This is a genomic window from Streptomyces sp. NBC_01092 (assembly GCF_045039535.1).
Taxonomy (GTDB): Bacteria; Actinomycetota; Actinomycetes; order Streptomycetales; family Streptomycetaceae; genus Streptomyces.
Genome location: NZ_CP108659.1, coordinates 5,995,998 through 6,022,778 on the forward strand (window position 1 = coordinate 5,995,998; position 26,781 = coordinate 6,022,778).

Consider the following 26,781-nt stretch of genomic DNA (forward strand, 5'->3'; position numbering starts at 1 on the left):
CGACTCGGTACAAGCACGACTCGTACGACGACGGCCCCTACCCCCCGAAGCAAAGGGAGGTAGGGGCCGTCGCCGTCCGCAGAACCTATGGCGGCAGAATCTATGGCCGCAGAACCCATGGCCGCTCGGGCCGCCGCGTCAGCCGCGCCCGCCGGTGCCGTTCCCGTTCGTCTGGCCCTGCCACCAGCCCTCCGGGAGCGAGAACGTCGGGGTCGGGGTCGTGGTCCCGCCGTCCGAGCCGCCGTTGCCGCCATTGCCGCCGCCGTTGTCCCCGCCGCCGATCAGGCCGCCGATGAGGTTGCCGTCGCCGTTGCCGTTGTCGTCACGGTCGTCGTCACCCCGGCCCTTGTCACGGTCCTCGTCGTCCGGGATGTGGATCTCGTTGAACTCCTCGACGGGCTTGCCGTCGAGGGCGCCGACCATGGCGTCCTTCCAGATCGGGCCCGGGACCTGGCCGCCGTAGACCAGGTCGTGGTACTCGCCGCCGATGTAGATGTTGCGCATCTTCACCTTCTGGGTGGCGCTGCCGACCCAGACGGCGCCCGCGAGGTTCGGCGTGTAGCCGACGAACCAGGCGTTGCGGCGCTCGTCCGTCGTACCCGTCTTACCGGCGCTGTCGCGGTCGGTGAGACCGGCAGACTTGCCGGTACCGGAGTCGACCACGCCCTGCAGCAGGTTGTTGATCGTGTCCGCGGTCTGCTCGGACATCGCGCGCGAGCACGTCGACTTCGGCACCTCCAGCGACTTCTGCTGGCCGCCGACCTTCTGCGAGATCGACTCGATGGCGATCGGCGTGCAGTACATGCCGCGGGAGGCGAAGGCGGCGTACGCGCTCGCCATCGTCAGCGGTGAGAGGCCGACGGAGCCGAGGGTGACGGCGGGCGTCTCCGGGAGCTTGTCGCCGTTGCCCTGGCGGACGTGGAGCTTGTCGGTGACGTTGACCACCGGGCACAGGCCGATGTCGGCGACCATCTGCACGAAGTAGGTGTTGACCGACAGCTCCATCGCCTTCTTCAGACGGTAGGGGCCGCGCTCCGACTCGCTCTCGTTCTCCAGCTTCTCGCCCTGCAGGTTGGTCCACGGCTTGCTCTCGCACGTCTGGACCGGGCTCGGGTACTCCATCTGGTACGGCGACGGGTACTCCTGCGTCGGCGGCCGGCCCTCCTCCAGCGCGGCCGCCGCGACGAACGGCTTGAACGTCGAACCGGTCGGGAAGCCGAAGTTGGAGCCGCCGTACGCCGCGTCGACCGAGTAGTTGTACTCGGTCTCGTTCTTGCCGTAGCCGTACGGCTTCGACTGGCCCATGCCGAGGATCTTGCCGGTGCCGGGCTCGACGAGGGTGGTCGCGGCGGCGACCTTGTCGTCCTGGTTGACGTGGTCCTTGAGCGAGGCCTGGACCGACTCCTGGGACTGCGGGTCCAGGGTCGTCGTGATGGTCAGGCCGCCCTGGTTCCAGATCTTGGCGCGGGCCTCGCGGTTCTTGCCGAAGACCGGTTCGCTGAGGAAGACCTTCTCGACGTACTTGCAGAAGAAGCTGGCGCCCTTGACCGCGGTGATGCAGCCGTTGTTGGGCTTGCTGACCTTCAGGCCCAGCGGAGCCTTCTTGGCCTTGTCCGCCTCCGCCTGCGAGACGTCGCCGATGTCGGCCATGCGCTGCAGGACGGTGTTGCGCCGCTTGGTGGCCTCGGCCTCGTCGTTGACCGGGTCGTAGCGGCTGGGCGACTGGACGATGCCGGCGAGCAGCGCGGCGTCCTGGAGCTTGAGGTCCTTGGCGGACTTGGAGAAGTAGCGCTGGGCCGCGGCCTCGACGCCGTACGCCTGCTGGCCGAAGAACGTGATGTTCAGGTAGTTCTCGAGGATCTTCTTCTTGCCGAGCTCCTCCTCCACCTGGATCGCGTACTTCAGCTCCTTGATCTTGCGGCCGAGGGTCTGCTGGGTGGCCTGCGCGACCTTCGTCGGGTCGTCGCCGGCCTCCTCCACGAAGACGTTCTTCACGTACTGCTGCGTGAGCGTGGACGCGCCCTCGCTGACGCCGCCGCTCTGGGCGTTGCGGTTGAGGGCGCGCAGGACGCCCTTCAGGTCGACCGCGCCGTGCTGGTAGAAGCGGGCGTCCTCGATCGCGACGATCGCCTTCTGTATGTACGGCGAGATGTCCTTGAGGTCGACGACCGTGCGGTCGCGCGAGTAGACCGTGGCGATCGTGCCGCCCTCGGCGTCCAGGATCGTGGTGCGCTGGCTCAGCGGAGGCGTCTTGAGGTTGGCCGGGAGCTCGTCGAAGCTCTCGACGGACCCCTTGGCCGCGAGCCCCAGCGCACCGACGGCGGGCAGCGCGAGTCCGGCCAGCACGGCTCCCGCGAGCACACTGACACCGAGGAACTTGGCGGCCTGCTGCGTCGGCGACAGACCACCGCCCGAGCGGTTCTTTGGCATGGGGGCAGCCTAAACCGTAGACATGAGCGAACCGAGGGCCGATCGTGCGCGAGCCCGGTACGGAGACGTGAGTCACGCCATGCGCACGGGCGGGCCGGCGTGAACCGTGGCACGGCGGAGCCGGCCGGCTGCCTTCCCATTTGCCGGACAGGGGCGCAGGCCTTGGCCTAAGCTGCTCTCAACTGTCACAGCAGTGCGGCCACGTATCAATACGTCCGGCGACCCCGAATCGTTCTGGCGGTAGCCCACTTTTTTGGTGGGGACGTGTCCGAATCCGCCTTGTGTGTCATCCGGCGTCCGTTGTGACTCAACAGAACTATCCCGGTTTGCCGGGAAAGTCACGCATGTCGCCAGCTCACTCCCCCGGGTGATCTGCCGCTTACGCATAGTCCGTTCGGGCCATTCAAGATTGGGCCCGAAGGGGGTGTTGCGCTGTGCCCACCTTCCGTAACGTCCTCAACTGGCGGCGGTGAATATGCCGCTGCCGCCGTGGGGGAGCCTCGATTCGGGAGAGGACGGCGCCGGTATGGGCTGGGTAACCGACTGGAGTGCGCAGGCGGCCTGCCGCACTACCGATCCGGATGAACTGTTTGTTCAGGGAGCAGCGCAGAACAGGGCCAAGGCGGTGTGCACCGGATGCCCGGTGCGCACGGAGTGCCTGGCGGACGCGCTGGACAACCGCGTCGAGTTCGGCGTGTGGGGAGGAATGACGGAGCGCGAGCGCCGTGCGCTGTTGCGCAGGCGGCCGACGGTCACCTCGTGGCGCCGGCTGCTGGAGACGGCGCGCACGGAGTACGAGCGCGGGGCGGGCCTGTTGCCGCTCGATGATGACGAGGTGTACGAGAACTTCGCGGCGGTCGGCTGAGGGCGCCACGAGCCCACGAGGTCTCACCCCGGGTGGCACAGCGGCACAGCGGCCCAGGAGGGCCCCTCAGGGAACCGATCGCGCTGTTCAGGCCTCGGGAGAAGGCAGCTCCGGCCGATGCGCCGCGAGCCGGTTTCCGATGTCCCGCAGCCCCGCGAGGTCATGCACATCGCCGGGCAGCGCGGCCACTTCGGCCACGGCCACCTCGGGGTGGAGTGTGGTGAAGCGGTCACGCGTGCGCTGCTCTCGGGAGAGCAGCTGCATACGCTCGGTGTGCAGTCTCAACAGGCCTGCGGTGAGCTGGTCGACGGACCGCTCCACATGCGGAGTGACGGACGGTGGGTCGACGGAGTCCGGGTCGACGTCCGTGGCGGCGGGGGAGCCTGCGTCTGGAGCCGGTGCCTCGGAAGCGGCTGATTCTGAACTGTCGTACGTGTCGGGGGAGTTACGAAGTCCAGCTTTCCCGCCCTCCTGATCCACAATGCGGGGCTCTTCAAGATTTTCCGCGGCGGCGAGCGCGCGCTCGGCCGACAGCCGGTCGGCGCCGCTGCCGTGGACCCGGTTGAGCACCAGACCCGCGAACGGCATGTCCTCGGCGGCCAGCCGCTCCACGAAGTAGGCGGCCTCCCGCAGCGCGTCCCGCTCCGGCGCCGCCACGACCAGGAAGGCCGTCCCGGGCGCCTGAAGCAGCTTGTACGTCGCGTCCGCGCGCGTGCGGAAGCCGCCGAACATCGAGTCCATGGCCGCCACGAAGGTATGTACGTCCTTCAGCAGCTGCCCGCCGAGCAGCTTGCCGAGCGCGCCCGTCATCATCGACATGCCGACGTTCAGGAACTTCATTCCCGCGCGCCCGCCGACCTTCGCCGGCGCCAGCAGGACGCGGATCAGCTTGCCGTCCAGGAACGAGCCGAGCCGCTTGGGCGCGTCCAGGAAGTCCAGGGCGGAGCGGGACGGCGGGGTGTCCACGACGATGAGGTCCCACTCGTCCCTGGCCCGCAGCTGGCCCAGCTTCTCCATCGCCATGTACTCCTGCGTGCCCGCGAAGCCCGCAGAGAGCGACTGGTAGAACGGATTGCCCAGGATCGCGGCCGCCCGGTCGGGGTCCGCGTGCGCCTCGACGATCTCGTCGAACGTGCGCTTCATGTCGAGCATCATCGCGTGCAGCTCGCCGGCGCCCTCGACGCCCTTCACCCGCCGCGGGGTGTTGTCCAGCGAGTCGATGCCCATGGACTGGGCGAGCCGGCGGGCCGGGTCGATGGTGAGCACGACCACCTTGCGTCCGCGCTCGGCGGCCCGCAGCCCCAGCGCCGCCGCGGTCGTGGTCTTGCCGACGCCGCCCGAACCGCAGCACACCACGATGCGGGTCCTCGGGTCGTCGAGCAGCGGGTCGAGGTCGAGCACGCGCGCGGCGGAGAGGTGGTGGGGCCGGCGGGCGGCGTCCTGTGTCTGGGCCGGTTCCGGACGACTCATGACATCCCCTGCTTCCGACGTACCGCGTACGGCTGCTGACGTTCCGCGTACGGCTCCCGACTTGTGAACGGACTCATGACAGGTCCTGTTCCCGCAGCTCGCGCGAGAGCGCGTACAGGCCGGCCAGATCCATGCCCTCGGCGAGGAGCGGCAGTTCGTGCACCGGCAGCCCCAACTCGTCCAGGACCGCCCGCTGCTCCTGCTCCAGCGCGTGCCGCTCGGCGTACTCGTCGGCCTGCGTCAGCAGCGGGTCCACCAGCTTCTCGGCGTTCCCACCGCGCCGCGCCCCGCCCAGCCCCGCCGAGGACAGCGACTTGGCGACGGCCGCGCGCGGGACACTGCGGACGAGTTCCAGATCGGCCGCGTCCAACACCTCCGGGCGCACCATGTTCACGATGATCCGCCCCACCGGCAGCCGCGCCGCCCGCAGCTCGGCGATCCCGTCCGCGGTCTCCTGGACGGGCATCTCCTCCAGCAGCGTGACCAGATGCACAGCCGTCTCCGCCGACTTCAGCACCCGCATCACTGCCTGCGCCTGATTGTGTATCGGCCCGATCCTGGCGAGCCCCGCGACCTCGTCGTTCACGTTCAGGAAGCGGGTGATGCGGCCGGTGGGAGGCGCGTCCATGACGACACAGTCGTAGATGAACCGCCCGGCCTTGTCCTTGCGCCGCACCGCCTCGCACGCCTTGCCGGTGAGAAGTACGTCTCTCAGCCCCGGCGCGACGGTGGTGGCGAAGTCGATCGCGCCGAGCTTCTTCAGGGCCCGGCCCGCACCGCCCATCTTGTAGAACATCTGGAGGTAGTCCAGAAGGGCCAGTTCGGGGTCTATGGCGAGGGCGTACACCTCCCCGCCCCCAGGAGCGACGGCGATCTTCCGCTCCTCATAGGGCAGCGCCTCTGTCTCGAAGAGCTGCGCGATGCCCTGCCTGCCCTCGACCTCGACGAGAAGCGTCCGCTTCCCCTCCGTCGCGAGGGCGAGCGCTAGAGCGGCGGCGACCGTGGTCTTTCCGGTCCCGCCCTTGCCGCTGACGACCTGGAGCCTGCTCACGCCTTCGAGCCTAACCAGTCGGTGCGCGAGTCACGCGGCAGCCTGTGGACAACCTGAGCGAGGTCGGCCGCTCGGCCCTTCGCCGACTACGGATAAAGTCGGCCACATGACCAAGTGGGAATACGCAACCGTGCGGCTGCTGGTTGAGCGAATGCGGGAAGCTCTGGTGCGCTGACCCGGCGCGGAGTGGCGCGGTCAGCGTGTGACCGGCCACGGACGGCCGTCAGGGGCATGGCCGCACTTCCAGCGGAGCGTCGGCTGCACCGCGGCTCCTGCGGGCGGCTGATCGGCCGCGTATAACCTGCTGCGTGAACGGTCATCTCGCTCACGAGCTCGGAATCATGAGGTTCATGGTGTCACCCGTAAAGTACGAATACGCAACCGTGCCGCTGCTCGTCCACGCCACGAAGCAGATTCTGGACACCTGGGGCGAGGACGGCTGGGAGCTCGTCCAGGTCGTGCCCGGGCCGAACAACCCCGAGCAGCTCGTGGCCTACCTGAAGCGGGAGAAGCAAGCGTGAGCGCGGTCGAGGCGAAGCTCGCCGAGCTGGGCCTGAGGCTCCCGGAGGTCGTGCCGCCGCTCGCCGCGTACCAGCCGGCGGTCCAGTCCGGCGTGTACGTGTACACCGCCGGCCAGCTGCCCATGGTGGAGGGCAAGCTCCCGGTCACCGGCAAGGTGGGCGCCGAGGTCACCGCCGAGGAGGCCAAGGACCTCGCCCGTATCTGCGCGCTGAACGCCCTCGCGGCCGTGAAGTCGGTGACGGGTGATCTGGACCGCATCGCGCGCGTGGTGAAGGTCGTGGGGTTCGTGGCGTCGGCGTCCGACTTCACGGGGCAGCCGGGCGTGATCAACGGCGCGAGCGAGCTCCTGGCGGAGGTCCTCGGCGAAAAGGGCGTCCACGCGCGCAGCGCGGTGGGCGTGGCCGTGCTGCCGCTGGATGCGCCGGTCGAGGTCGAGGTTCAGGTGGAGCTGACGGGGGCGTAGGCCTTCGGCGGTCACGCCGGTCGTCCAGTTCGCAGCAGCCTGTCCGGGATGCCCGGGCAGGCTGAACATCGCCCGGCGGGGCCGTAAATGGGCCGTCGTCGGTCTTTCGGCAGGGCACAGTGGCTCCATGGCCGAAACCGTTCCAGGCAGAGGGCTCGACGCCCAGGGGTACATCGCGCCCGAAGGGTCCCTCGGGCGGGTCTCGCACGCGTTCCGGCCCGTCGTCGCGGCCGCGCGGGACCGTCTGCTGGACGTGTTCGGGGCGCGGCTGCACAGCGCCTACCTCTACGGGTCGATTCCGCGCGGCACCGCGCGCGTGGGGCGCAGCGACCTGGATCTGCTGGTCGCCCTGCGCGAGGAGCCGACCGAGGCGGACCGGGCGGACGCGCGCGTGCTCGACGAAGCACTGGACAAGGAGTTCGCGCAGATCGACGGCGCGGGGACGCTGCTGAGCAGCCGCGGGCGGCTGCTGAGTGACCTGGAGAGGTACGACGGCGGGTGGTTCGTCGCCTGCCTCTGTACGCCCCTTCTGGGCGAGGACCTCGCCGAGTTCCTGCCGCGCTACCGGCCCGACTCGCTGCTCGCGCGAGAGACGAACGGCGACCTCGGGCTGCTGCTGCCCCGCTGGCGCGCGCGGATCGCCGACGCGGGCGGGAGCGACGAAGCCCGGCGGCCGCTCGTGCGGTTCATGTCCCGGCGTCTGGTGCGGACGGGGTTCACGCTGGTCATGCCCCGGTGGGGCGGGTGGACCAGCGACCTGGGGGAGATGGCGGAGGCCTTCGGGTCGTACTACCCCGCGCGGGCCGAGCAGATGAAGGCGACGGCGGAGCTCGGGTACGAGCCGACGGGGGACGAGGGCGTCCTTCGGTCGTATGTCGATGATCTCGGGCCATGGCTGGCGCACGAGTACGCGCGCGTGCACGGCGTGAAAGCCCCCAGGCCCGACTGAGTGCGGCCAGGAGCGCGGCTAGGAGCCCGGCTAGATGAGCCCGTGCTCCTCCAGGTAGTCGATCTGCGCCCGTACCGACAGCTCGGCCGCCGGCCAAAGGGAGCGGTCGACGTCCGCGTACACGTGGGCGACGACCTCGGCCGGGGTGCGGTAGCCGTCCTCGACCGCCGTCTCGATCTGGGCGAGGCGGTGGGCGCGGTGGGCGAGGTAGAACTCGACCGCGCCCTGGGCGTCCTCCAGGACCGGCCCGTGGCCCGGGAGGACGGTGTGCACGCCGTCGTCGACCGTGAGGGACCTGAGCCGTCGTAGCGAGTCCAGGTAGTCGCCGAGGCGGCCGTCGGGGTGTGCGACCACCGTCGTGCCGCGGCCCAGGATCGTGTCGCCGGTCAGGACGGCACGGTCGGCCGGGAGGTGGAAGCAGAGGGAGTCGGCGGTGTGCCCGGGCGTCGGTACGACGCGCAGCTCCAGGCCGCCGACGGTGACCACGTCCCCGGCGCCGAGGCCCTCGTCGCCGAGTCGCAGCGCCGGGTCGAGGGCACGCACGCGTGTGGCGGTCAGTTCGGCGAAGCGGGCGGCGCCCTCGGCGTGGTCCGGGTGGCCGTGGGTGAGCAGGGTCAGGGCGACGCGTTTGCCGGACTTCTCGGCCGTGGCGATGACGTTGCGCAGGTGGCCGTCGTCGAGCGGGCCGGGGTCGATCACGACGGCCAGGTCGGAGTCCGGTTCGGAGAGCAGCCAGGTGTTGGTGCCGTCCAGGGTCATCGCCGAGGCGTTGGGGGCGAGGACGTTGACGGCACGGGCGGTGGCGGGGCCCGAGAGGACCTCGCCTCGCGGCTGGCCGGGGAGGGCTGCTGCGTCCGTCATGCGTGGGGGCCTTCCAGGGCTGTCGGTACTGCGGGAACCTCGGGCAACGTCATGCGGGGGCTCCGCCGGTCGGGATGTGCTTGGTGAACTCGTCGTGGCCGGGCCAGGCGAGCACGATCTCGCCCTCCTCCAGGCGGGCCTGCGCCAGGACGGCGGTGAGGTCGCGGTCGGGGGCGGCGGACAGGGCCTGGGCGGCGCTGTCGTACGCGGTCAGCTGGCGCAATGTCGCGATGGTCGGCGGCATCATCAGCAGCTCGCCCTTGTCGTACGAGGCGGCGGCGTCCGTGGGGCGGATCCACACCGTACGGTCGGCTTCCGTGGAGGCGTTGCGGGTGCGCTGGCCCTTCGGGAGCGCGGCGACGAAGAACCATGTGTCGTAGCGGCGGGGTTCGAACTCCGGGGTGATCCAGCGGGTCCAGGCGCCGAGGAGGTCGGAGCGCAGAGCCAGGCCGCGGCGGTCGAGGAACTCGGCGAAGGAGACGTCGCGGGCGACGAGGGCGGCGCGGTCGGTTTCCCAGTCGTCGCCCGTGGTGTCGCCGACGACGGAGTCATCCGTGGGCCCGGCGAGCAGAACGCCGGCTTCCTCGTACGTCTCCCGCACGGCGGCGCAGACGATCGCCTGCGCGACGGCCTCCTCGACGCCGAGCCGGTCCGCCCACCACGCGCGCGTGGGGCCGGCCCAGCGGATCTGCTGTTCGTCGCGGGGGTCGACGCCGCCGCCGGGGTAGGCGTAGGCGCCGCCGGCGAAGGCCATGGAGCTACGGCGACGCAGCATGTGCACGGCGGGGCCGCCGGTGTCGGTGTCCCTGAGCAGCATGACGGTGGCCGCCCGTTTCGGGGCGACGGGGGTGAGACTGCCGTCCGCGAGCGCGCGGATACGGTCCGGCCACTCCGGTGGGTACCACTGCCCGTTTGCCATGGGCGGAGGCTATCTCTTGGTGGGCGGATGTTCGAGGGGTGCCTGGGGGGATGCCTGCGGCGGCCCGTTGCTGGCCGGTGGGGGTGCGTGTAGCGCCTACGGGTCGGTTTGTGGGTCGGGGCCGCGTCGGGGGGTGTCCGTCCTCGGTCCGGCGGTTGCTGTGCCTCGGACGGCTCTGTCCTTTGACGCCGGCCGCTGCGGGCGGACACCCCCCGACGCGTCCCCTTGCCGCCGTGGGCGAGTGCGGGCGCGTGGGGCTGCCCTCTATGGCGCTCACTGTGCCGGTCTCTCATCAGCCCCGGCCGGCATCTCTCAGCCCGTCTGGGGGTCCCCCCTGCTCGAAGAGCTTGGGGGAGTTTGAGGACGAGGCCCGTTCAGGGCCGAAGCGGGGGTCTGGGGTGGCAGCCCCCAGTAGGCGCCGGGGTTGAAGGGGCGGAGCCCCTGGATGGGGGTCCCCCCTGCTCGAGCGAAGCCGAGAGCTTGGGGGAGGGACGGGTAGGGGCGGCGGGGGCGAGAATCCGCGGCGGGAAGCCGAAACGGGGCCCCGCCTCGTGGTGAGGCAGGACCCCGGGGGGCGTAAGGGCGGACCTAACGCGAACGCTTGGCCAGACGCTCGACGTCCAGCAAGATCACCGCACGGGCCTCCAGCCGAAGCCACCCACGCTGGGCGAAGTCGGCCAGCGCCTTGTTGACCGTCTCACGCGACGCACCGACCAGCTGGGCCAGCTCCTCCTGCGTGAGGTCGTGGACGACATGGATGCCCTCCTCGGACTGCACGCCGAACCGGCGGGACAGGTCGAGCAGCGCGCGAGCCACACGCCCGGGCACGTCCGAGAAGACCAGGTCGGACATCGCGTCATTGGTGCGGCGCAGCCGACGAGCGACGGCGCGCAGCAGCGCGGTGGCGACCTCGGGACGGGCGTTCAGCCAGGGCTGAAGGTCACCGTGGCCCAGGCCCAGCAGCTTGACCTCGGTCAGCGCGGTGGCGGTCGCCGTGCGCGGGCCCGGGTCGAAGAGGGACAGCTCGCCGATGAGCTCTCCGGGGCCGACGACGGCGAGCATGTTCTCGCGGCCGTCGGGAGACGTCCGGTGAAGCTTGACCTTGCCCTCGGTGACGACGTAGAGCCGGTCGCCCGGGTCGCCCTCGTGGAACAGGGAGTCGCCACGTGCGAGGGTCACCTCACTCATGGAGGCGCGCAGTTCCGCGGACTGCTCGTCGTCGAGAGCCGCGAAGAGCGGATTGCGCCGCAGAGGGTCGTCCACGAGTTCTCTCCTTGTCGACCTGCTCAGGGGATCGCTCCCCCGCGTACCAGGGGACCGTGCTCCCCATTTTGCCGGACGGTCCAAACAGTGTGATCTGTCACAAGGATGCCGCACAGGTGTCCCGAGGTAAGCGGCAGGGGTCCAATTGGGGGCCGATCTTCAGGGTCCGGGGCGGATGTCAGTGCCGGGCTTTAGGCTGGCCGGGTGTCCAAATCGCCGGTGAGAGCACAGGCCAAGGGGGCTGGGCGGGTGGTTGTACGTCGCGATTCCGCTGTGGGCGAACAGGACCCCGGTGGCGGAAAGAAAACGACAAAGGCGGCGAAAAAGGCGCCGGGTGAGGTGGCGGCCAGTGGCCGGAAATCGGCGGCGGCGGTGAAGAGGTCGACGGCCGTGAGCAAGACGACGGCCGCGAAGAAGACGACGGCCGCGAAGAAGGCGACGGCCGCGAAGAAGGCGACGGCCGCGAAGAAGGCGACGGCCGCGAAGAAGGCAGGACCTGCGAAGAAGGCGGCGGCGCCGGCGAAGAAGGCAGCGGCCTCGAAGAAGGCGGCTCCTGCGACAAAGACCCCTGTCGCGAAAGTGACCACCAAGAAGGCCGTCGGAAAGAAGCCCGCCATCGCTCCCGAGAAGGCCACCGCCGTCGTAAAGGCCGCCTCCCCGGTGAAGACCGTTGCCCCCAAACCCCCTACGGCCGAGTCCCGCACCGCCCTCGTCCGCCGTGCCCGCCGCATCAACCGCGAGCTCGCCGAGGTCTTCCCTTACGCCCACCCCGAGCTGGACTTCGACAACCCCTTCCAGCTCCTGGTCGCCACGGTGCTGTCCGCCCAGACCACCGACCTGCGCGTCAACCAGACGACCCCGGCGCTCTTCGCCAAGTACCCGGCCCCCGAGGATCTGGCCGCCGCCAACCCCGAGGAGGTCGAGGAGATCCTCCGGCCGACCGGGTTCTTCCGGGCCAAGACCAAGTCGGTCATGGGCCTGTCGAAGGGGCTCGTGGAGAACTACGGCGGCGAGGTCCCGGGCCGGCTCGAAGACCTGGTCAAGCTGCCCGGCGTCGGGCGCAAGACGGCCTTCGTCGTGCTCGGCAACGCGTTCGGGCGGCCGGGCATCACCGTCGACACCCACTTCCAGCGGCTGGTGCGGCGCTGGCAGTGGACCGAGCAGACCGACCCGGACAAGATCGAGGCCGAGATCGGCGCGATGTTCCCCAAGGGGGAGTGGACCGATCTCTCGCACCACGTGATCTGGCACGGCCGGCGCATCTGCCACGCCCGCAAGCCCGCCTGCGGAGCCTGCCCCATCGCGCCGCTCTGCCCGGCGTTCGGCGAGGGCGAGACGGATCCGGAGAAGGCGAAGAAGCTCCTCAAGTACGAGAAGGGCGGCTTCCCGGGGCAGCGGCTGAATCCGCCGCAGTCCTATCTGGACGCGGGCGGCAAACCGGCCCCGCCGCTGGGGGCCGGATGACGGGGCGAGCGGGAAGGGCCGGGGCGCCGGCAGGCCGTCGTACGGCCATGAGGGCTCGGTCCGTCCGGCGGCGGGCCGGCGGGCCTAGCGGTGTCTTGGAACGATCTAGGTGCCCTCACGCGTTGGACTCGGCAGGACGACGGGGGTGGCTATGACGAGGGCGAGCGATACGCAGGACGGGCCGGTGGTGGTCAGCAAGGACGGACTGCCGGCCTGGCTGGACCCAGTGGTGCGGGTGGTGGAGACCGTCGAGCCGCTGCAGCTGAGCCGCTTCCTGCCGCCGGAGAGCGGCGCGGGGCGCCAGTCCGCCGTACTGATCCTGTTCGGTGAGGGCGAGCAGGGGCCCGAGCTGCTGCTCATGGAGCGGGCGAGCTCGCTGCGCTCCCATGCCGGCCAGCCCTCCTTCCCCGGTGGCGCCCTCGACCCGGAGGACGGCGACCCGCAGGACGACGGGCCGCTGCGGGCCGCGTTGCGCGAGGCCGAGGAGGAGACCGGGCTCGATCCGGGCGGCGTCCAACTCTTCGGCGTCCTGCCGAAGCTGTACATCCCGGTCAGCAGCTTCGTCGTCACACCCGTGCTGGGCTGGTGGCGTGAGCCGACGCCGGTCGACGTCGTCGATCCGAACGAGACGGCCCGCGTGTTCACCGTCCCCGTGGCGGATCTCACGAATCCGGACAACCGCGCCACCACCGTCCACCCCAGCGGCCACAGAGGTCCGGCATTTCTGGTCGAATCGGCGCTCGTGTGGGGGTTCACGGCCGGGATCATCGACCGTCTGCTCCATTTCTCGGGCTGGGAGCTGCCCTGGGACCGGGGCAAGCAGGTCCCGCTCGACTGGCGGTCATGACAGGGTGTCTGCCGTGCTGTGTCTTCCCGGGGGCCGTCGTGTCCGAAAGCCGCTGTGTGGCGGGCCGGGCCCGTGGCCGACCTGTGGTGAGCGAAGAGTGACGAGGCGAGGCTCGAACCGGTGAACGTGCTGGACATCCTGTTGCTGGTCGCCGCCGTCTGGTTCGCGATCGTGGGCTACCGCCAGGGCTTCGTCGTCGGCATCCTGTCGGTGATCGGTTTCCTCGGCGGCGGCCTCGTGGCCGTCTACCTCCTCCCGGTCATCTGGGACGCGCTGACCGACAACGCAGAGGTGAGCACCACCGCCGCCGTCGTCGCGGTCGTCGTCGTGATCGTGTGCGCCTCGGTCGGCCAGGCCCTGACCACCCACCTGGGCAACAAGCTGCGGCGGTACATCACCTGGTCCCCGGCCCGCGCCCTGGACGCGACCGGCGGGGCTCTCGTCAACGTCGTCGCGATGCTGCTCGTGGCCTGGCTGATCGGCTCCGCCCTCGCCGGGACCACCCTGCCGACGCTCGGCAAGGAGGTCCGTAGCTCCAAGGTGCTGCTCGGCGTCTCGCGGGCCTTGCCCAACCAAGCGGACACCTGGTTCGCGGACTTCTCCTCGGTCCTCGCTCAGAACGGCTTCCCGCAGGTCTTCAGCCCCTTCTCGAACGAGCCGATCAACGAGGTCCGGCCGCCCGACCCGGCCCTGGCCAACAGCCCGGTGGCCACCCGCGCCCAGCGATCCATCGTCAAGGTCATGGGCACGGCGACGAGTTGCGGCAAGGTCCTTGAGGGCACCGGCTTCGTCTTCGCCGACCGCCGGGTCATGACCAACGCGCATGTCGTCGGCGGCGTCGACGAACCCACCGTCCAGATAGGCGGCGAGGGCAAGCGGTACGACGCGACGGTCGTCCTCTACGACTGGGAGCGCGACATCGCCGTACTCGACGTACCGGACATGGACGCGCCCGCCCTGAAGTTCACGGCCACCGACGCCGAGAGCGGCGACGGCGCGATCATCGCGGGCTTCCCGGAGAACGGCGCGTACGACGTGCGTGCCGCACGCGTGCGCGGGCGCCTGCCCGCCAACGGCCCGGACATCTACCACCGCGGCACCGTGCGCCGTGACGTCTACTCGCTGTACGCGACGGTGCGTCAGGGCAACTCCGGCGGCCCGCTGCTCACGCCCGAAGGCAAGGTGTACGGCGTGGTCTTCGCCAAGTCGCTCGACGACGCCGAGACCGGCTACGCGCTGACCGCGGACGAGATCCAGGAGGACATCGTCAAGGGCCGTACCGCCAACCAGCAGGTGGACAGCGACAGCTGCGCGCTGTAAGCCCGTGAGCCCGGGTCAGGGGTGTGCCCGGTCGTGGGGTGAAGGGTGGCGGCGGTCAGCCGCGCGGGTGGCGCAGGCGCACCGAGACCCAGCGGGCCCGGCGGCGCAGAATGCGCGGAATGCCCACCCGGAGGTCCGCGCCCGGCATTTGCGGGGCGCTGCCCCGCTGGTGGGAGCTCAGCCCACTGGCCGAGCGGCGATTGCGTGCTGCGTCACTGTAGTCGTGCGTCCAGCCCATACCCCGACGTCTGCCCCTGCCCCAAGGTCGATAACCGCCCCCAGGGCCCCCAATTGGCCTATGCGCCAGGCAATTGGCTGTTCGTAGGACAGGTGTTCAGTTCCGGATACCGGGCGCATCGGCGCGGTCACCGATCGGGTTCGGGATCCTTCAGCCAGTTGATGAGCTCGGTGGAGAAAGCGACCGGGTCCTCCTCGTGCGGGAAGTGCCCGAGACCGTCGAACAGCCGCCAGCGGTACGGCGCTTCGACGTACTCGCCCGAACCGGCCGCGCTGCGGGTGCGCATGACGGGGTCGAGGGAGCCGTGCAGATGGAGCGTCGGCACGCGCACCGGCCGCTTCATACGGCGGTTGAACTGGATGCCGTCGGGGCGGGCCAGCGAGCGCACCATCCAGCGGTACGGCTCGATCGAGCAGTGCGCCGTCGACGGGATACAGATCGCGCGGCGGTACGTCTCCACCGCGTCGTCGTCCGGCAGCCGCGGGCCGGACCAGTCCCGGATCAGCCGGCCGACGAGCGCTCCGTCGTCGGCCGTCAGCTGCCGCTCGGGAATCCAGGGCCGCTGGAACCCCCAGATGTAGGAACTGGCACTCGTCTGCTTGACGTCCGAGAGCATCGCCGAGCGCCAGCGCCGCGGGTGCGGCATGGACGCGACCGCGAGCCGGCGCACCAGCTTGGGGCGCATCACTGCCGCCGTCCACGCCAGGTATCCGCCCAGGTCGTGGCCGACCAGCGCGGCGTCCGGCTCGCCGAGGGAGCGGATCACGCCGGTGATGTCGAGGGCGAGGTTGGCCGGGTCGTAACCGCGCGGCGTGCGGTCGCTGCCGCCGACGCCCCTGAGGTCCATCGCGACCGCCCGGAAGCCCGCGTCGGCGAGCGCGACGAGCTGGTGCCGCCAGGTCCACCAGAACTGCGGGAAGCCGTGCAGCAGCAGCACCAGTGGACCGTCGCCCATTTCGGCGATGTGGAAGCGTGCGCCGTTCGCCGCGACGTCCCGGTGCGTCACCTCTTTCCCGCCGAGGACGTCGAGTCGTACGACCGAGGCGGCTTGAGCCGAGGGTGTGGCGGGATCCGTCATGACGACGAGCGTGCCACAGCCTCGATGGCCGCGGGCGCCCGGTCCTCCAGCTCCGGCTGTGCGGCCGGACGCGGGTGCGGCTTGGCCTTCTGCAGGACGCCCGCGGTCTCCTTCATCGAGGCGGCGACCTTCTGCGGGCTCTGGCTCTTCTTGGCCTTCTTCGCGAAGACGACGCCGATCAGCGCGAGGAGACCCGCGACGAGGACGTTCGCCGCGAAGGAGAGCACGAAGCAGATCGCGAGGTTCCAGCCGCTCCAGGTCCGAATGCCGTACGCGAGGGCGAAGTTCAGCATCGGCAGCGAGAACACCAGCACGGCGCCCGCCGCCATGAACGCGCCGCCGCTTGTCGCGCCGCGCTTGACGTCCTGCTTGAGCTGCGCTTTCGCCAGTGCGATCTCGTCATGCACCAGCGCCGACATCTCGGTCGTGGCCGAGGCGAACAGCTGGCCGATGCTGCGTTCGGCGCCGACCGGGCTGCCGTCGGGTGCGCTCATCGCGGTCTCCCTCGTCGTGTACGGATCCGTCTTCTGCCTGACTGCGTACGGTTCCGTCTTTTGTACCGTCCCGTCAGATCATGCCCGACGGTGGTCCTCCTCGCCTGCCCTGCCCGTCACTTCGGCAAGCGCGTGGCGTGCGGCGATCTTCTCCTCGGCGATCCGGCGGTGCTCGACGGCCTTGCGCTCGTGGATGGCGGCCATGCGCAGGTGGTACTCCGGCTCGTCCTGCTCGTAGATGTCCGGAATGCCGTCCGCGTCCTCGTCGCGCTCCTCGGCCTCGACCATCCTGCGGTACTTGGCGTTCCGTATCTTCAGCAGCACCGTCGCCAGGATCGCCGCGGTGAGGGACCCGAGCAGTACGGCGGCCTTGATCTCGTCGGTCAGCGTGGCGTCGCCCGCGAAGGCGAGCTCGCCGATGAGCAGCGAGACGGTGAAGCCGATGCCGGCCAGGGTCGCGACGGCGAACACGTCCGCCCACTCCAGGTCGTCGCTGAGCGAGGCCCTGGTGAAACGTGCCGTCAGCCACGTACCGCCGAAGATCCCGACCGTCTTGCCGACCACCAGCCCCAGGACCACGCCGAGCGTCTCCGGCTGGGTGAACACATCGCCGAGCGCGCCGCCGGAGATCGCCACACCGGCGCTGAACAGCGCGAACACCGGGACGGCGAGCCCCGCCGACAGGGGGCGGACGAGGTGCTCGATGTGCTCGCCGGGGGAGTGCTGCTCGTCCTCGTGCCGGGTGCAGCGCAGCATCAGACCCATCGCGACGCCCGCGATGGTGGCGTGGACGCCGCTGTTGTACATCAGCCCCCAGATCACGAGGGCGAGCGGGACATACACGTACCACCCGCGTACGCCCTTGCGCAGCAGCAGCCAGAAGACGCCCAGCCCGACGACGGCGCCGCCGAGGGCGGCGAAACTGATCCGGTCGGTGAAGAAGATCGCGATGATGATGATCGCGAACAGGTCGTCGACGACGGCGAGCGTGAGCAGGAAGGCGCGCAGAGCGCTCGGCAGCGAGGTGCCGATGACGGCGAGCACGGCGAGCGCGAAGGCGATGTCGGTGGCGGTCGGGACCGCCCAGCCGTCCATCGCGCCGCCGCCGGTGACGTTGGTCAGCGTGTAGACGAGCGCGGGCACCGCCATCCCGCACAGCGCGGCGACGACCGGCAGCACGGCCGCCTTCGGGTCCTTGAGATCGCCGGCGACCAGCTCACGCTTGAGCTCGATCCCGGCGACGAAGAAGAAGATCGCGAGCAGTCCGTCGGCGGCCCAGTGCTCGACGGACAGGTCCAGGCCGAGGGCCGCGGGGCCCAGGTGGAAGTGGCCGACGGTCTCGTAGCTGTCGGCCAGCGCGGGTACGTTCGCCCAGATCAGCGCGCCGATCGCGGCGAGGAGCAGCAGGACGCCGCCGACGGTCTCGGTGCGCAGCGCGTCCGCGATGAAGGTCCGCTCGGGGAACGAGAGCCGTCCGAAGACCTTGCGGACGGGAGCGGGGGTGCGGGGCGCGGTCACAGGGGAGACCTCCGGTCGGTGGGCAGCACGGAGCACTTGCCGACCAGACTTCCCGGCGCACCTGAGGTTGACGTCTTTGGGTTGACGAGGGTTGACGTCTTTTTTATTAGCTTACCTAAGGTGGCTTTGTTTACTTTGCCTAAGGGGCGACGGAAGGGGTCCGGTACGTCTCACGTTAGGCAGAAAAGGGCCGCCCGGCGCGTGATGCGCGGGGCGGCCCTTCAGCGGATTTCCGCAGCCGCAGACTCAGTCCTCGCTCGGCGCCGCCGGGAGCTTCGCCTGGATGAGGTCCATGACGGTCGAGTCGGTCAGCGTCGTCACATCGCCGAGCTGGCGGTTCTCGGCGACGTCCCGCAGCAGTCGGCGCATGATCTTGCCGGAGCGGGTCTTCGGCAGCTCGGCCACCGGCAGGACACGCTTCGGCTTGGCGATCGGGCCGAGGGTGGTGCCGACGTGATTGCGCAGGTCGTTGACCAGGCCCTCGTCCTCGGCGTTCGCCGTGCCGCGCAGGATCACGAAGGCGACGATGGCCTGCCCGGTCGTCTCGTCGGCGGCGCCCACGACGGCCGCCTCGGCGACGGACGGATGCGAGACCAGGGCGGACTCGACCTCCGTGGTGGAGATGTTGTGCCCCGACACGAGCATGACGTCGTCCACCCGGCCGAGCAGCCAGATGTCCCCGTCGTCGTCCTTCTTCGCCCCGTCACCGGCGAAGTACTTGCCCTCGAAGCGCGACCAGTACGTGTCGAGGAACCGCTGGTCGTCGCCCCAGATGGTGCGCAGCATGGACGGCCACGGCTCGGTCAGGACCAGGTAGCCGCCACCGCCGTTGGGCACTTCGTTCGCCTCGTCGTCCACGACGGTCGCGGAGATGCCGGGCAGCGGGGTCTGCGCCGAACCGGGCTTGGTCTCGGTGACGCCCGGCAGCGGCGAGATCATCATCGCGCCGGTCTCGGTCTGCCACCAGGTGTCGACGATCGGGGTCCGGTCCGCGCCGATGTGCTTGCGGTACCAGATCCACGCCTCGGGGTTGATCGGCTCACCCACGGAACCCAGCACCCGCAGGCTGCTGAGGTCGAACTTCGCGGGGATGTCGTCGCCCCACTTCATGAACGTACGGATCGCCGTCGGCGCCGTGTACAGGATCGTCACCCCGTACTTCTGCACGATCTCCCAGAAACGGCCCTGGTGCGGGGTGTCCGGGGTGCCCTCGTACATCACCTGCGTCGCGCCGTTCGCCAGCGGCCCGTACACGATGTACGAGTGGCCGGTGACCCAGCCGACGTCGGCGGTGCACCAGTACACGTCCGTCTCCGGCTTGAGGTCGAAGACCGCGTGGTGCGTGTACGCCGCCTGCGTGAGGTAGCCGCCGGAGGTGTGCAGGATGCCCTTCGGCTTACCCGTCGTACCGGACGTGTAGAGGATGAAGAGCGCCTGCTCGGCGTTGAAGGCCTCGGGGGTGTGCTCGGCGGACTGCCGCTCGACGATCTCGTGCCACCACACGTCACGGCTGTCGTCCCAGGCGACGTCCTGGCCGGTGCGCCGCACGACGAGCACGTGCTCGACGTTGTCGACCTTGCCGATCGCCTCGTCGACGGCCGGCTTGAGCGCGGACGGCTTGCCGCGCCGGTAGCCGCCGTCGGAGGTGATGACGACCTTGGCGTCCGCGTCCTGGATACGGGTGGCCAGCGCGTCGGCCGAGAACCCGCCGAAGACGACGGAGTGCGCCGCGCCGATCCGGGCGCAGGCCAGCATCGCGACCGCCGTCTCCGGGATCATCGGCATGTAGACGGCGACCCGGTCGCCCTTCTGAACGCCCAGCTCCAGCAGGGCGTTGGCCGCCTTGGAGACCTCGTCCTTGAGCTCGGCGTAGGTGAGGGCGCGGCTGTCGCCGGGCTCGCCCTCGAAGTGGATGGCGACCCGGTCGCCGAGCCCGGCCTCCACATGCCGGTCCACGCAGTTGTACGCGACGTTGAGCTCGCCGTCCTTGAACCACTTCGCGAACGGCGGGTTCGACCAGTCCAGCGTCTCGGTCGGCTCCTTGGCCCAGGTCAGCCGGCGGGCCTGCTCGGCCCAGAAGCCGAGCCTGTCAGCCTTGGCCTGTTCATACGCCTCCGCCGTGACGTTGGCGCCTGCGGCCAGGTCGGCGGGGGGTGCGAACCTGCGCTCTTCCTTCAGCAGGTTGGCCAGGCTTTCGTTGCTCACGACATCTCCCTTTCCCAGGGTGTCCGTTGTGTCCCAGGCCACAGCTCATCAGACCCGGGGGTCCGATGACAAGGGTCGCCGGAAAATTGGTTTAGACCTGTCAGTGGGGGTCAGGGCCCGAGCGGCTGTCGGCGCTTGGGTCACCCGTTCCCACGGACGCCGGACGGGGGCGGTTCAGGTCTGTAATCCCTGTCACATCCTGGCCGGGCGCGGGCGAAACGCGGGCCCCACGGGAAGCGCGGCCCCGCACAGACCGGGGCCGCGCACGACTGCCTGGATCAGGCCGACAGATCCGCCACGCCCACATGATCGAACACCTTGTCCCCGTGTCCCTCGGCGAGCAGATACGCCTGTGCCTCGCCCACGTGGAAGTACATCCCGTGCAACTCCAGCGCTCCCGCCCGTAGGGCCCGGGCCACCGACTCGTGCGCGCGCAGGTGCTCCAACTGCTGGACCACGTTGGTCAGGCAGAGCTGCTCGACCGCGTCGGCCGGCGCCCGCCCGGCGAGCCTCGCCCAGGGCCGGCTCTCGTCGGAGATCCGCTCCAGGCTCGGCCGCCCGTGCCGCAGCCACCGGCTGAGCGGGGTCTGCGAGGCGCCGGGCTCGGAGGTGAGCAGCGTCTGCATGGCCCCGCACCCGGAGTGCCCGCACACCGTGATCGACCGCACCTGGAGCACGTCCACCGCGTACTCGATCGCGGCCGCCACCGAGTCGTCCCCGCTCTCCCGGCCGGGCAGCGGCACGAGGTTGCCCACGTTGCGCACCACGAACAGGTCGCCGGGACCACTGGAGGTGATCATCGACGTCACCACTCGTGAGTCCGCGCAGGTGAGGAACAACTGCGAGGGCTGCTGCCCCTCACGCGCCAGCCGCGCCAGCTCGCCCCGTACCAGGGGTGCGGTGTTGCGCTGGAACGCGCTGATGCCGCGGGCCAGTTGCCGGGCACTGGGGCGACTGGCGTCGGGGCTGGTGCCGGTGCCGGTGCCGGTGACGGTCCCTGTCCCTGTACCTGTGCCTCTGTCTTCGCCCATGGCGGCAGGGCTGTTGTGGGGGTGGCCGGGGTGGGTGAGGCCGTCTGCGCCGGCGGCATCGCCGGGCCCGCCCCCCGGGTGGGGGTCGCCGGTGTCGCGAGCGCCGCCGGTACCGCCGGTGCCGCCGTGGGCGTCCGTGTCGGAGGGCGCCGTGGATCCGTCGCTCCCGGTCGCCTGGGCCTCCCCGGGCTGCCCGTCGCGGGACAGGGCGGCCTCCGGGAGCTCGCACTGGTGGTTGCGCCAGGCCGTCCAGGGGTGGCAGCGGCAGTCGGCCGACTCGTCCGCGACGATCCCGGTGGCCTGGAGACCGGCCGGTCCCGTCGGCTCGCCGATGCGGACTCCGGACCTGCGGCCGACCAGCTCGACGGTGCCGCCGTGCACGGTGTGCGTGTTCTGCCAGTCCTGCAGTGACTCGTACGCCGCGTGGTCCATGAACGACCCGTCCAACTCCACCACGGCGTGGGCGCCTTGGGGTACGAGATGCAGGGCCCGGCTGAGCCGCGGCACCGCGAGGAACGTCAACTGCCCTCTTACATGTACGTGATGGACTCCTTCCGTCTCGTCATGGGTGATCCGGGTGCGGGTGAGGCGGTGCAGGGCGACGCCGACGGCCATGGCGATGCCCAGGGTCACGCCCTCCAGGACCCCGAAGAGCACCACGCCGAGGGTGGTGACGGCGTACACCAGCACCTCTCGGTGGCGGGTCACCGTACGGATGTGGTGCAGGGACACCATCTGGATGCCGACGGCCATCACCAGGGCGGCGAGCGAGGCGAGCGGGATGAGCTCCAGGATCGGGACCATCAGCAGCGCGGCGACTACTACGAGAACGCCGTGCAACATCGTGGAGTTCCGGCTCACGGCACCGGCTTGCACATTCGCGGAACTGCGCACGGCCACGCCGGCGATGGGCAGTCCGCCGAGGGCGCCGGAGACGACATTGGCGGCGCCCTGGCCGAGCAGCTCGCGGTCCAGGTGGGAGCGTCCGACACGGGCGGACTGCGCCGGTCGGCCGGCGACCAGCTTGTCCACGGCGACCGCGCCGAGCAGCGACTGCACGCTGCACACCAGCGTGACGGTGAGCACGGCGGCGACGAGGCCGAGCACCGGGCCGTCGGGAAACGCGGCCAGTGCGTGGCTGCTCCAGGACGGCAGGTCGACCTTGGGCAGGCGCAGGCCGGTGAGTGAGGCGGTCGTGGTGGCGACGGCGACGGCGACGAGCGGGGTCGGCACCTTGCGCAGGAGCCGTCCGGCCCGGCCGGGAATTCTGGGCCAGGCGACCAGCACGGCGAGGGTCAGCACGCTCACCGACAGGGCGGCGGGATGCACACCGGCCAACTGGGCGGGCAGCTCACGCATGTTGTCGAGGACCGAGCTGTGCGGGATGCCGCCGAGGACGATGTGCAGCTGGGCGACGGCGATGGTGACGCCGATGCCGGCAAGCATGCCGTGCACGATGGCGGGGCTGACGGCGAGCGCGGAGCGTGCCACGCGCAGCAGGCCGAGGCCGAGTTGGGCGAGGCCGGCGAGGACGGTGATGGCGCAGGTCGTACGCCATCCGTATCGGTGGATGAGCTCGGCGGTGACCACCGTGAGTCCGGCGGCGGGGCCGCTGACCTGGAGCGGGGAACCGCCGAGCCGTCCGGCGACGAGTCCTCCGACGGCGGCGGCGACGAGGCCGGCCTGCAAGGGCGCGCCGGTGGCGAGGGCGATGCCGAGGGACAGGGGGAGTGCGATCAGGAAGACCGCGATCGAGGCCGACAGGTCGGCACCCGCGATGTGCGGGCGGCGGCGCCGGGTCGGAGGCGGGCTGTGTGCTTCGTGGCTGTGCTCTTCTCGACGTGGCTCGTCGGCGCGGGTGGGGACGCAGGCTGACATTTTTCCCGTCTCCTCCGGGGCAGCGCGGTCGCGGATCTGGCGGTCCCCGCTCGAGGCGGGGGTCGGGTCGCGGCCGTGTGGTCACGGCATGCAGCGGCGGGATGCATCAACTGTCGGTAAACGGATCGTAATGCAGAGTAAAGGCCCGGAATAGATTTTCCGAGCAAATGGACTAATAAATCCCCCTGAAGAGTGAAGTAGCTAATTAGTCGGCTTGTCGTATTAATTCCTTCTCGGTCCCATGCGACCTTGGCGGCGCTGTCGCCACCCGAGAGAAGGAAGTAGGTGGACCGAACATGGCTGCCACCCGCAGGTTCGCCGCCCCCCGAAAAACCGCCGCGACACACCGAATCGCCACGGGTACCGCCGTCGCCGCGGTCTGCGCCGCATCGCTCGCCGGATGCACGAGCGGCCGCTCCGCTCCTGTGACGTCCGGGCCGCAGAAGGCGAAGCCCGCGGCGCCCGCGCCCGGGACCGCGATCCACCTGATCGGCGACGGGTCCACCGCGTACACCGGCGCGCAGCCGCATCTGTCCAGGCCCGAACGGCTGAAGCCAGGTCAGAAGCCCCCGCAGTTCGTGGTGTTCTCCTGGGACGGCGCCGGCGAGGACAGCCAGAAGCTGTTCTCCCACTTCCGCAAGGTCGCCAAGGCGAACAACGCGACCATGACGTACTTCCTCAGCGGCGTGTACATGCTGCCGGACCACAAACGCGACCTGTACCGGCCCCCGCAACACTCCCCGGGCCGCTCCGACATCGGCTTCAACGATGAGGAGGGCATCCGCGACACCGTGAGGCAACTGCGCTTCGCATGGCTGGAGGGCAACGAGATCGGCACCCACTTCAACGGCCACTTCTGCGGCAGCGGTGGAGGCGTTGGCGAGTGGTCGGTGGAGGAGTGGAAGGACGAGATCACTCAGGCGAAACGATTCGTCAAGTCCTGGAAGACCAACACCGGCATGACGAAGGCGTCCCCTCTGCCCTTCGACTACGACAAGGAGCTCATCGGCGCCCGCACGCCCTGTCTGGAGGGCCGCAAGAACTTCGTCAGGGCGGCCCGGGAGATGGGCTTCCGCTATGACTCAAGCGGCGTCAACAACCAGCTCTGGCCCGTGAAGAGAGAGGGCCTGTGGGACCTGTCGCTGCAGCTCGTGCCATTCCCGGGGCACTCCTACGAGCAGCTCACCATGGACTACAACTTCATGGTCAACCAGTCCGGCACCACGAGTCAGGGCGACCCCGACAAGCACGAGTTCTGGGGCGACCAGATGCGGGAGGGCCTGCTCATGGGCTTCCACCGGGCCTACGACGGCAACCGCGCGCCCCTGATCATCGGCAACCACTTCGAGTCCTGGAACGGCGGCACCTATATGCGCGCCGTCGAGGAAGTCGTCGAGGCCGTCTGCAACAAGCCCGACGTGCGCTGCGTGTCCTTCCGGCAGCTCACCGACTGGCTCGACGCCCAGGACCCGGCGACCTTGCGGAAGCTGCGCACCCTGGAGGTCGGCGAGGCCCCGAAGCAGGGCTGGGCGTCCTTCCTGTCGGGGCGTCCCGCACCGGCTCCGAAGGGGGTGCCCGGGGCTCCGCCCCTCAAGCAGTAGGCATCAGGCTCCGCCCCTCAAGCAGTAGGCATCAGAGGGGAGTTGCTTCCGGGGGCGGACACGCTCTCCCCGAGGACGAAGCCGGGGTCGATCTGCGCCGCCAGGTCGGCCCCGGTGCGCTCGTTCCCCCACGACCGGGCATTCTTCAGGTGGAAGTGCGCCATCTGGCGGGTGTAGCGCTCCCAGTCCCGCAGCTCGTACGTCGCGTCCACGGCAGTGCGCAGCCGGCGCAGGGCGAGGTGGTTCGCGTCCTCCAGGAGCTCGAACCGGGACGGTCGGCCCTTCTCCATGGAGCGCACCCAGTCCGAGTGCCCGACGGTCACCAGCAGGTCGTCCCCGACCTCGGCGCGGAGGAAGTCGAGATCGTCCTGCCCTTGCACCTTGTTGCCGACGACCTTCAGGACGACTCCGAAGTCGCGGGCGTATTCCTGGTACTGGCGATAGACGGAGACCCCCTTCCGGGTCGGCTCGGCGACGAGGAACGTGATGTCGAACCGGGTGAACATCCCGGAGGCGAAGGAGTCCGAGCCCGCCGTCATGTCGACCACGACGTATTCGTCGGGGCCGTCCACCAGGTGGTTCAGGAACAGCTCCACCGCCCCCGTCTTGGAGTGGTAGCAGGCGACCCCGAGGTCGGATTCGGTGAAGGGGCCGGTGACCATCAAACGGACGGTGCCGCCGTCGAGTTCCACCGGCCGGGCACAGGCGTCGTACACCGGGTTGTGCTCGCACACCCGCAGCACCCGAGAACCCTCGCCGGGCGGTGTTGTCTTGATCATCGTCTGCGTGGAGGCGATCCGCGGGTTGGTGCCGCGCAGGTAGTCCTTGATGAGCGGCAGCCGCTCGCCCATGGCGGGCAGTGCGGCCGCCTGCGCGTCGGCCAGGCCGAGCGCGGCTCCCAGGTGCTGGTTGATGTCGGCGTCGACGGCCACGACCGGCGCTCCGGCGGCCGCGAGGTGACGGATGAAGAGGGAGGACAGGGTCGTCTTGCCGCTGCCGCCCTTTCCGACGAAAGCAATTTTCATGTTCACGAACAGTAGTCGCGCGATAGCTGTATGTGGCAGGCGTACGTGAAGAAGGCCACTCGATCGTGGGGGGAGGGCGATCGAAGGGGCGCGCGAAGCTCGTTGGGGGGTGGCGGTCGGGTGACCGGGGGCGCGTAGTGTCGTACTCATGAGTACGACAGGTGCGAGCGCCGATCCGCTCGCGGCGCTCGGTTCACTGACCGGGGTGCCCGAGTCCGTGGAGTCCGTGCGCAAGGCAGTGGACCGGGTCTACGGGCACCGCATCATGCGGCGCCGCAGCAACGAGATCACTTCCGAGGCGGCCCTGCGTGGCGCCCGTGGCTCCGCGGCGCTGTCGGGTGCCGACTGGGCTCTCGAAGAGGTGCGCCGGCGTACCGACTTCAGCGGTAAGGACGAGTCCCGCGTCGTGGGTGCGGCCCTGCGGCTGACGGCCGAGGCGGGCCAACTGCTGTCCATCTGGCGGCAGTCGCCGCTGCGGGTGCTGGCCCGGCTTCATCTTGTGGCCGCGGCGAGCAAGGAGGACGAGGTCGGGCGCCCGCGCCAGGCGGGCGAGCCGGTCGACGAGCCCCTGATCGAGCTCCCGCTGCCGAGCGCGGCCGAGGTGCACGGCCGTCTGGAGGGACTGGCCGAACTGGTCATCGCCGGCGGTTCGGCGCCCGCCCTGGTGACGGCGGCCGTCGTGCACGGTGAGCTCCTCGCGCTGCGCCCCTTCACCTCCCACAACGGCCTGGTTGCGCGCACGGCCGAGCGCATCGTCCTGGTCGGCAGCGGCCTCGACCCGAAGTCCGTCTGCCCGGCCGAGGTCGGCCACGCCGAACTGGGCCGCGCGGCCTATGTGGCAGCGCTTGAGGGCTATGTGTCCGGCACTCCCGAGGGCATGGCCGCGTGGATCGCCCACTGTGGCAGGGCGATCGAGCTAGGGGCGCGCGAGTCGACGGCGGTGTGCGAGGCGCTCCAGCGCGGGGCGGCATAGCGCGACGTGGCGTAGCGGCCCGGGGCGGTGTGGCGCACGCGCGCGTGAGGCGTCGTGGCGTTCCAGGATTCACGCGCGGGGCCTGAACAGAGTTGCGGCGGTACGAGATTTCGTACCGCCGCTGGCATGTTCACCGGGTTACCAAGCGTCCTCGATATATTGCCCATCAGGTCGGGAGCTTTGCCCGTCACCTGGTGCGGCTGGCCCGTAATCGACGGGTCGACGTCGCGTGGGTGCCCAGTGTTCATGCTCGGTCCGTGGGGCCAAATGCGTATTTAAGGTGATCCTCGCGGATGTCCTTGGTCTCGCGGGCCGT

Annotated in this window: 22 protein-coding genes; 9 read left to right on the forward strand and 13 right to left on the reverse strand. The window is 70.1% G+C overall.

Features of this window, described 5'->3' with window-relative positions:
- Window positions 1-138: 138 nt before the first annotated feature.
- Entirely contained in the window at window positions 139-2,430 is a 2,292-nt protein-coding gene (locus OG254_RS27385; protein ID WP_405586672.1) for a transglycosylase domain-containing protein, read from the reverse strand.
- Between the two features lie 526 nt (window positions 2,431-2,956).
- Here OG254_RS27385 and wblA point away from each other — a divergent pair.
- On the forward strand, window positions 2,957-3,295 hold the full coding sequence (gene wblA, locus OG254_RS27390; RefSeq protein ID WP_030943388.1) for a transcriptional regulator WblA: 339 nt from the start codon (window positions 2,957-2,959) through the stop codon (window positions 3,293-3,295).
- An 87-nt stretch (window positions 3,296-3,382) separates the two neighbouring features.
- On the opposite strand, the gene OG254_RS27395 is transcribed toward wblA, so the two are convergent.
- Both OG254_RS27395 and OG254_RS27400 read right to left on the reverse strand, forming a co-directional pair.
- On the reverse strand, window positions 3,383-4,765 hold the full coding sequence (locus OG254_RS27395) for an ArsA family ATPase (protein WP_405586675.1): 1,383 nt from the start codon (window positions 4,763-4,765) through the stop codon (window positions 3,383-3,385).
- Window positions 4,766-4,838: 73 nt separating this feature from the next.
- On the reverse strand, window positions 4,839-5,816 hold the full coding sequence (locus OG254_RS27400) for an ArsA family ATPase (protein ID WP_405586677.1): 978 nt from the start codon (window positions 5,814-5,816) through the stop codon (window positions 4,839-4,841).
- A 350-nt stretch (window positions 5,817-6,166) separates the two neighbouring features.
- On the opposite strand from OG254_RS27400, the gene OG254_RS27405 reads away from it, so the two are divergent.
- The 3 genes from OG254_RS27405 (at window position 6,167) to OG254_RS27415 (ending at window position 7,750) form a co-directional block, all read left to right on the forward strand.
- On the forward strand, window positions 6,167-6,337 hold the full coding sequence (locus OG254_RS27405) for a DUF4177 domain-containing protein (protein WP_369390941.1): 171 nt from the start codon (window positions 6,167-6,169) through the stop codon (window positions 6,335-6,337).
- A complete protein-coding gene (locus OG254_RS27410) occupies window positions 6,334-6,801 on the forward strand; it encodes a RidA family protein (protein ID WP_351190913.1) in 468 nt (155 codons plus the stop codon). Before OG254_RS27405 ends, OG254_RS27410 begins: the two co-directional genes overlap by 4 nt.
- A 127-nt stretch (window positions 6,802-6,928) precedes the next feature.
- On the forward strand, window positions 6,929-7,750 hold the full coding sequence (locus OG254_RS27415) for a nucleotidyltransferase domain-containing protein (RefSeq protein ID WP_405586682.1): 822 nt from the start codon (window positions 6,929-6,931) through the stop codon (window positions 7,748-7,750).
- A 30-nt stretch (window positions 7,751-7,780) separates the two neighbouring features.
- On the opposite strand, the gene OG254_RS27420 is transcribed toward OG254_RS27415, so the two are convergent.
- The 3 genes from OG254_RS27420 to OG254_RS27430 all read right to left on the reverse strand — a co-directional run bounded on the left by OG254_RS27420 (window position 7,781) and on the right by OG254_RS27430 (window position 10,793).
- Window positions 7,781-8,611 carry an MBL fold metallo-hydrolase gene (locus OG254_RS27420; RefSeq protein WP_351190917.1) on the reverse strand — a complete coding sequence of 277 codons (831 nt, stop codon included), beginning with the start codon at window positions 8,609-8,611 and terminating at the stop codon, window positions 7,781-7,783.
- A 49-nt stretch (window positions 8,612-8,660) separates the two neighbouring features.
- Window positions 8,661-9,530, reverse strand: a complete 870-nt coding sequence (locus OG254_RS27425) for an NUDIX hydrolase (RefSeq protein WP_405586686.1) — start codon at window positions 9,528-9,530, stop codon at window positions 8,661-8,663.
- A gap of 588 nt (window positions 9,531-10,118) precedes the next feature.
- Complete coding sequence (locus tag OG254_RS27430) at window positions 10,119-10,793, reverse strand: Crp/Fnr family transcriptional regulator (RefSeq protein ID WP_030046018.1); 675 nt, start codon at window positions 10,791-10,793, stop codon at window positions 10,119-10,121.
- A gap of 390 nt (window positions 10,794-11,183) precedes the next feature.
- Here OG254_RS27430 and nth point away from each other — a divergent pair, with 390 nt between their 5' ends.
- The 3 genes from nth to OG254_RS27445 all read left to right on the forward strand — a co-directional run bounded on the left by nth (window position 11,184) and on the right by OG254_RS27445 (window position 14,424).
- Window positions 11,184-12,257 (forward strand): endonuclease III, encoded by a 1,074-nt coding sequence (gene nth, locus OG254_RS27435; RefSeq protein ID WP_405586689.1) that lies wholly within the window; start codon window positions 11,184-11,186, stop codon window positions 12,255-12,257.
- A 151-nt stretch (window positions 12,258-12,408) separates the two neighbouring features.
- Window positions 12,409-13,104, forward strand: coding sequence for an NUDIX hydrolase (locus OG254_RS27440; protein WP_405586691.1), 696 nt, complete (start codon window positions 12,409-12,411; stop codon window positions 13,102-13,104).
- Window positions 13,105-13,224: 120 nt separating this feature from the next.
- The gene (locus tag OG254_RS27445; RefSeq protein ID WP_405586694.1) at window positions 13,225-14,424 is read left to right on the forward strand and encodes a MarP family serine protease; all 1,200 of its coding nucleotides are present in this window, start codon (window positions 13,225-13,227) and stop codon (window positions 14,422-14,424) included.
- Window positions 14,425-14,479: 55 nt separating this feature from the next.
- Here OG254_RS27445 and OG254_RS27450 read toward each other — a convergent pair whose 3' ends face one another.
- The 6 genes from OG254_RS27450 to OG254_RS27475 form a co-directional block, all read right to left on the reverse strand.
- Window positions 14,480-14,662 (reverse strand): hypothetical protein, encoded by a 183-nt coding sequence (locus OG254_RS27450; protein ID WP_147994865.1) that lies wholly within the window; start codon window positions 14,660-14,662, stop codon window positions 14,480-14,482.
- Between the two features lie 127 nt (window positions 14,663-14,789).
- Window positions 14,790-15,740 (reverse strand): alpha/beta hydrolase, encoded by a 951-nt coding sequence (locus OG254_RS27455; RefSeq protein WP_351198860.1) that lies wholly within the window; start codon window positions 15,738-15,740, stop codon window positions 14,790-14,792.
- Window positions 15,737-16,234 (reverse strand): phage holin family protein, encoded by a 498-nt coding sequence (locus OG254_RS27460; protein ID WP_405586699.1) that lies wholly within the window; start codon window positions 16,232-16,234, stop codon window positions 15,737-15,739. The genes OG254_RS27455 and OG254_RS27460 overlap by 4 nt, the downstream gene beginning before the upstream one ends.
- A 78-nt stretch (window positions 16,235-16,312) precedes the next feature.
- Window positions 16,313-17,752: a Na+/H+ antiporter NhaA gene (nhaA, locus tag OG254_RS27465; RefSeq protein WP_405586701.1), complete on the reverse strand. Its 1,440-nt coding sequence runs from the start codon at window positions 17,750-17,752 to the stop codon at window positions 16,313-16,315.
- 246 nt (window positions 17,753-17,998) lie between these two features.
- Window positions 17,999-19,957: an acetate--CoA ligase gene (gene acs / locus OG254_RS27470; protein WP_405586704.1), complete on the reverse strand. Its 1,959-nt coding sequence runs from the start codon at window positions 19,955-19,957 to the stop codon at window positions 17,999-18,001.
- A gap of 278 nt (window positions 19,958-20,235) precedes the next feature.
- Window positions 20,236-22,866 carry a bifunctional SulP family inorganic anion transporter/carbonic anhydrase gene (locus OG254_RS27475; protein ID WP_405586706.1) on the reverse strand — a complete coding sequence of 877 codons (2,631 nt, stop codon included), beginning with the start codon at window positions 22,864-22,866 and terminating at the stop codon, window positions 20,236-20,238.
- Between the two features lie 296 nt (window positions 22,867-23,162).
- Between OG254_RS27475 and OG254_RS27480 the strand changes: the two genes are divergently transcribed.
- Entirely contained in the window at window positions 23,163-24,467 is a 1,305-nt protein-coding gene (locus OG254_RS27480; protein WP_405586709.1) for a hypothetical protein, read from the forward strand.
- Window positions 24,468-24,484: 17 nt separating this feature from the next.
- Here OG254_RS27480 and OG254_RS27485 read toward each other — a convergent pair whose 3' ends face one another.
- Window positions 24,485-25,492 (reverse strand): ATP-binding protein, encoded by a 1,008-nt coding sequence (locus tag OG254_RS27485; protein WP_405586712.1) that lies wholly within the window; start codon window positions 25,490-25,492, stop codon window positions 24,485-24,487.
- A gap of 148 nt (window positions 25,493-25,640) precedes the next feature.
- On the opposite strand from OG254_RS27485, the gene OG254_RS27490 reads away from it, so the two are divergent.
- Window positions 25,641-26,465, forward strand: a complete 825-nt coding sequence (locus tag OG254_RS27490; protein WP_405586715.1) for an oxidoreductase — start codon at window positions 25,641-25,643, stop codon at window positions 26,463-26,465.
- Window positions 26,466-26,781: the final 316 nt, after the last annotated feature.

Coding starts and splice junctions, on each gene's coding strand:
- OG254_RS27395 (WP_405586675.1), bottom strand. CDS start 4,765: ATGAGTCGTCCGGAACCGGCCCAGACACAGGACGCCGCCCGCCGGCCC.
- OG254_RS27420 (WP_351190917.1), bottom strand. CDS start 8,611: ATGACGGACGCAGCAGCCCTCCCCGGCCAGCCGCGAGGCGAGGTCCTC.
- OG254_RS27450 (WP_147994865.1), bottom strand. CDS start 14,662: ATGGGCTGGACGCACGACTACAGTGACGCAGCACGCAATCGCCGCTCG.
- OG254_RS27485 (WP_405586712.1), bottom strand. CDS start 25,492: ATGAAAATTGCTTTCGTCGGAAAGGGCGGCAGCGGCAAGACGACCCTG.
- OG254_RS27385 (WP_405586672.1), bottom strand. CDS start 2,430: ATGCCAAAGAACCGCTCGGGCGGTGGTCTGTCGCCGACGCAGCAGGCC.
- OG254_RS27475 (WP_405586706.1), bottom strand. CDS start 22,866: ATGTCAGCCTGCGTCCCCACCCGCGCCGACGAGCCACGTCGAGAAGAG.
- OG254_RS27455 (WP_351198860.1), bottom strand. CDS start 15,740: ATGACGGATCCCGCCACACCCTCGGCTCAAGCCGCCTCGGTCGTACGA.
- OG254_RS27425 (WP_405586686.1), bottom strand. CDS start 9,530: ATGGCAAACGGGCAGTGGTACCCACCGGAGTGGCCGGACCGTATCCGC.
- OG254_RS27440 (WP_405586691.1), top strand. CDS start 12,409: ATGACGAGGGCGAGCGATACGCAGGACGGGCCGGTGGTGGTCAGCAAG.
- OG254_RS27480 (WP_405586709.1), top strand. CDS start 23,163: ATGGCTGCCACCCGCAGGTTCGCCGCCCCCCGAAAAACCGCCGCGACA.
- OG254_RS27415 (WP_405586682.1), top strand. CDS start 6,929: ATGGCCGAAACCGTTCCAGGCAGAGGGCTCGACGCCCAGGGGTACATC.
- wblA (WP_030943388.1), top strand. CDS start 2,957: ATGGGCTGGGTAACCGACTGGAGTGCGCAGGCGGCCTGCCGCACTACC.
- OG254_RS27405 (WP_369390941.1), top strand. CDS start 6,167: ATGGTGTCACCCGTAAAGTACGAATACGCAACCGTGCCGCTGCTCGTC.
- OG254_RS27490 (WP_405586715.1), top strand. CDS start 25,641: ATGAGTACGACAGGTGCGAGCGCCGATCCGCTCGCGGCGCTCGGTTCA.
- OG254_RS27460 (WP_405586699.1), bottom strand. CDS start 16,234: ATGAGCGCACCCGACGGCAGCCCGGTCGGCGCCGAACGCAGCATCGGC.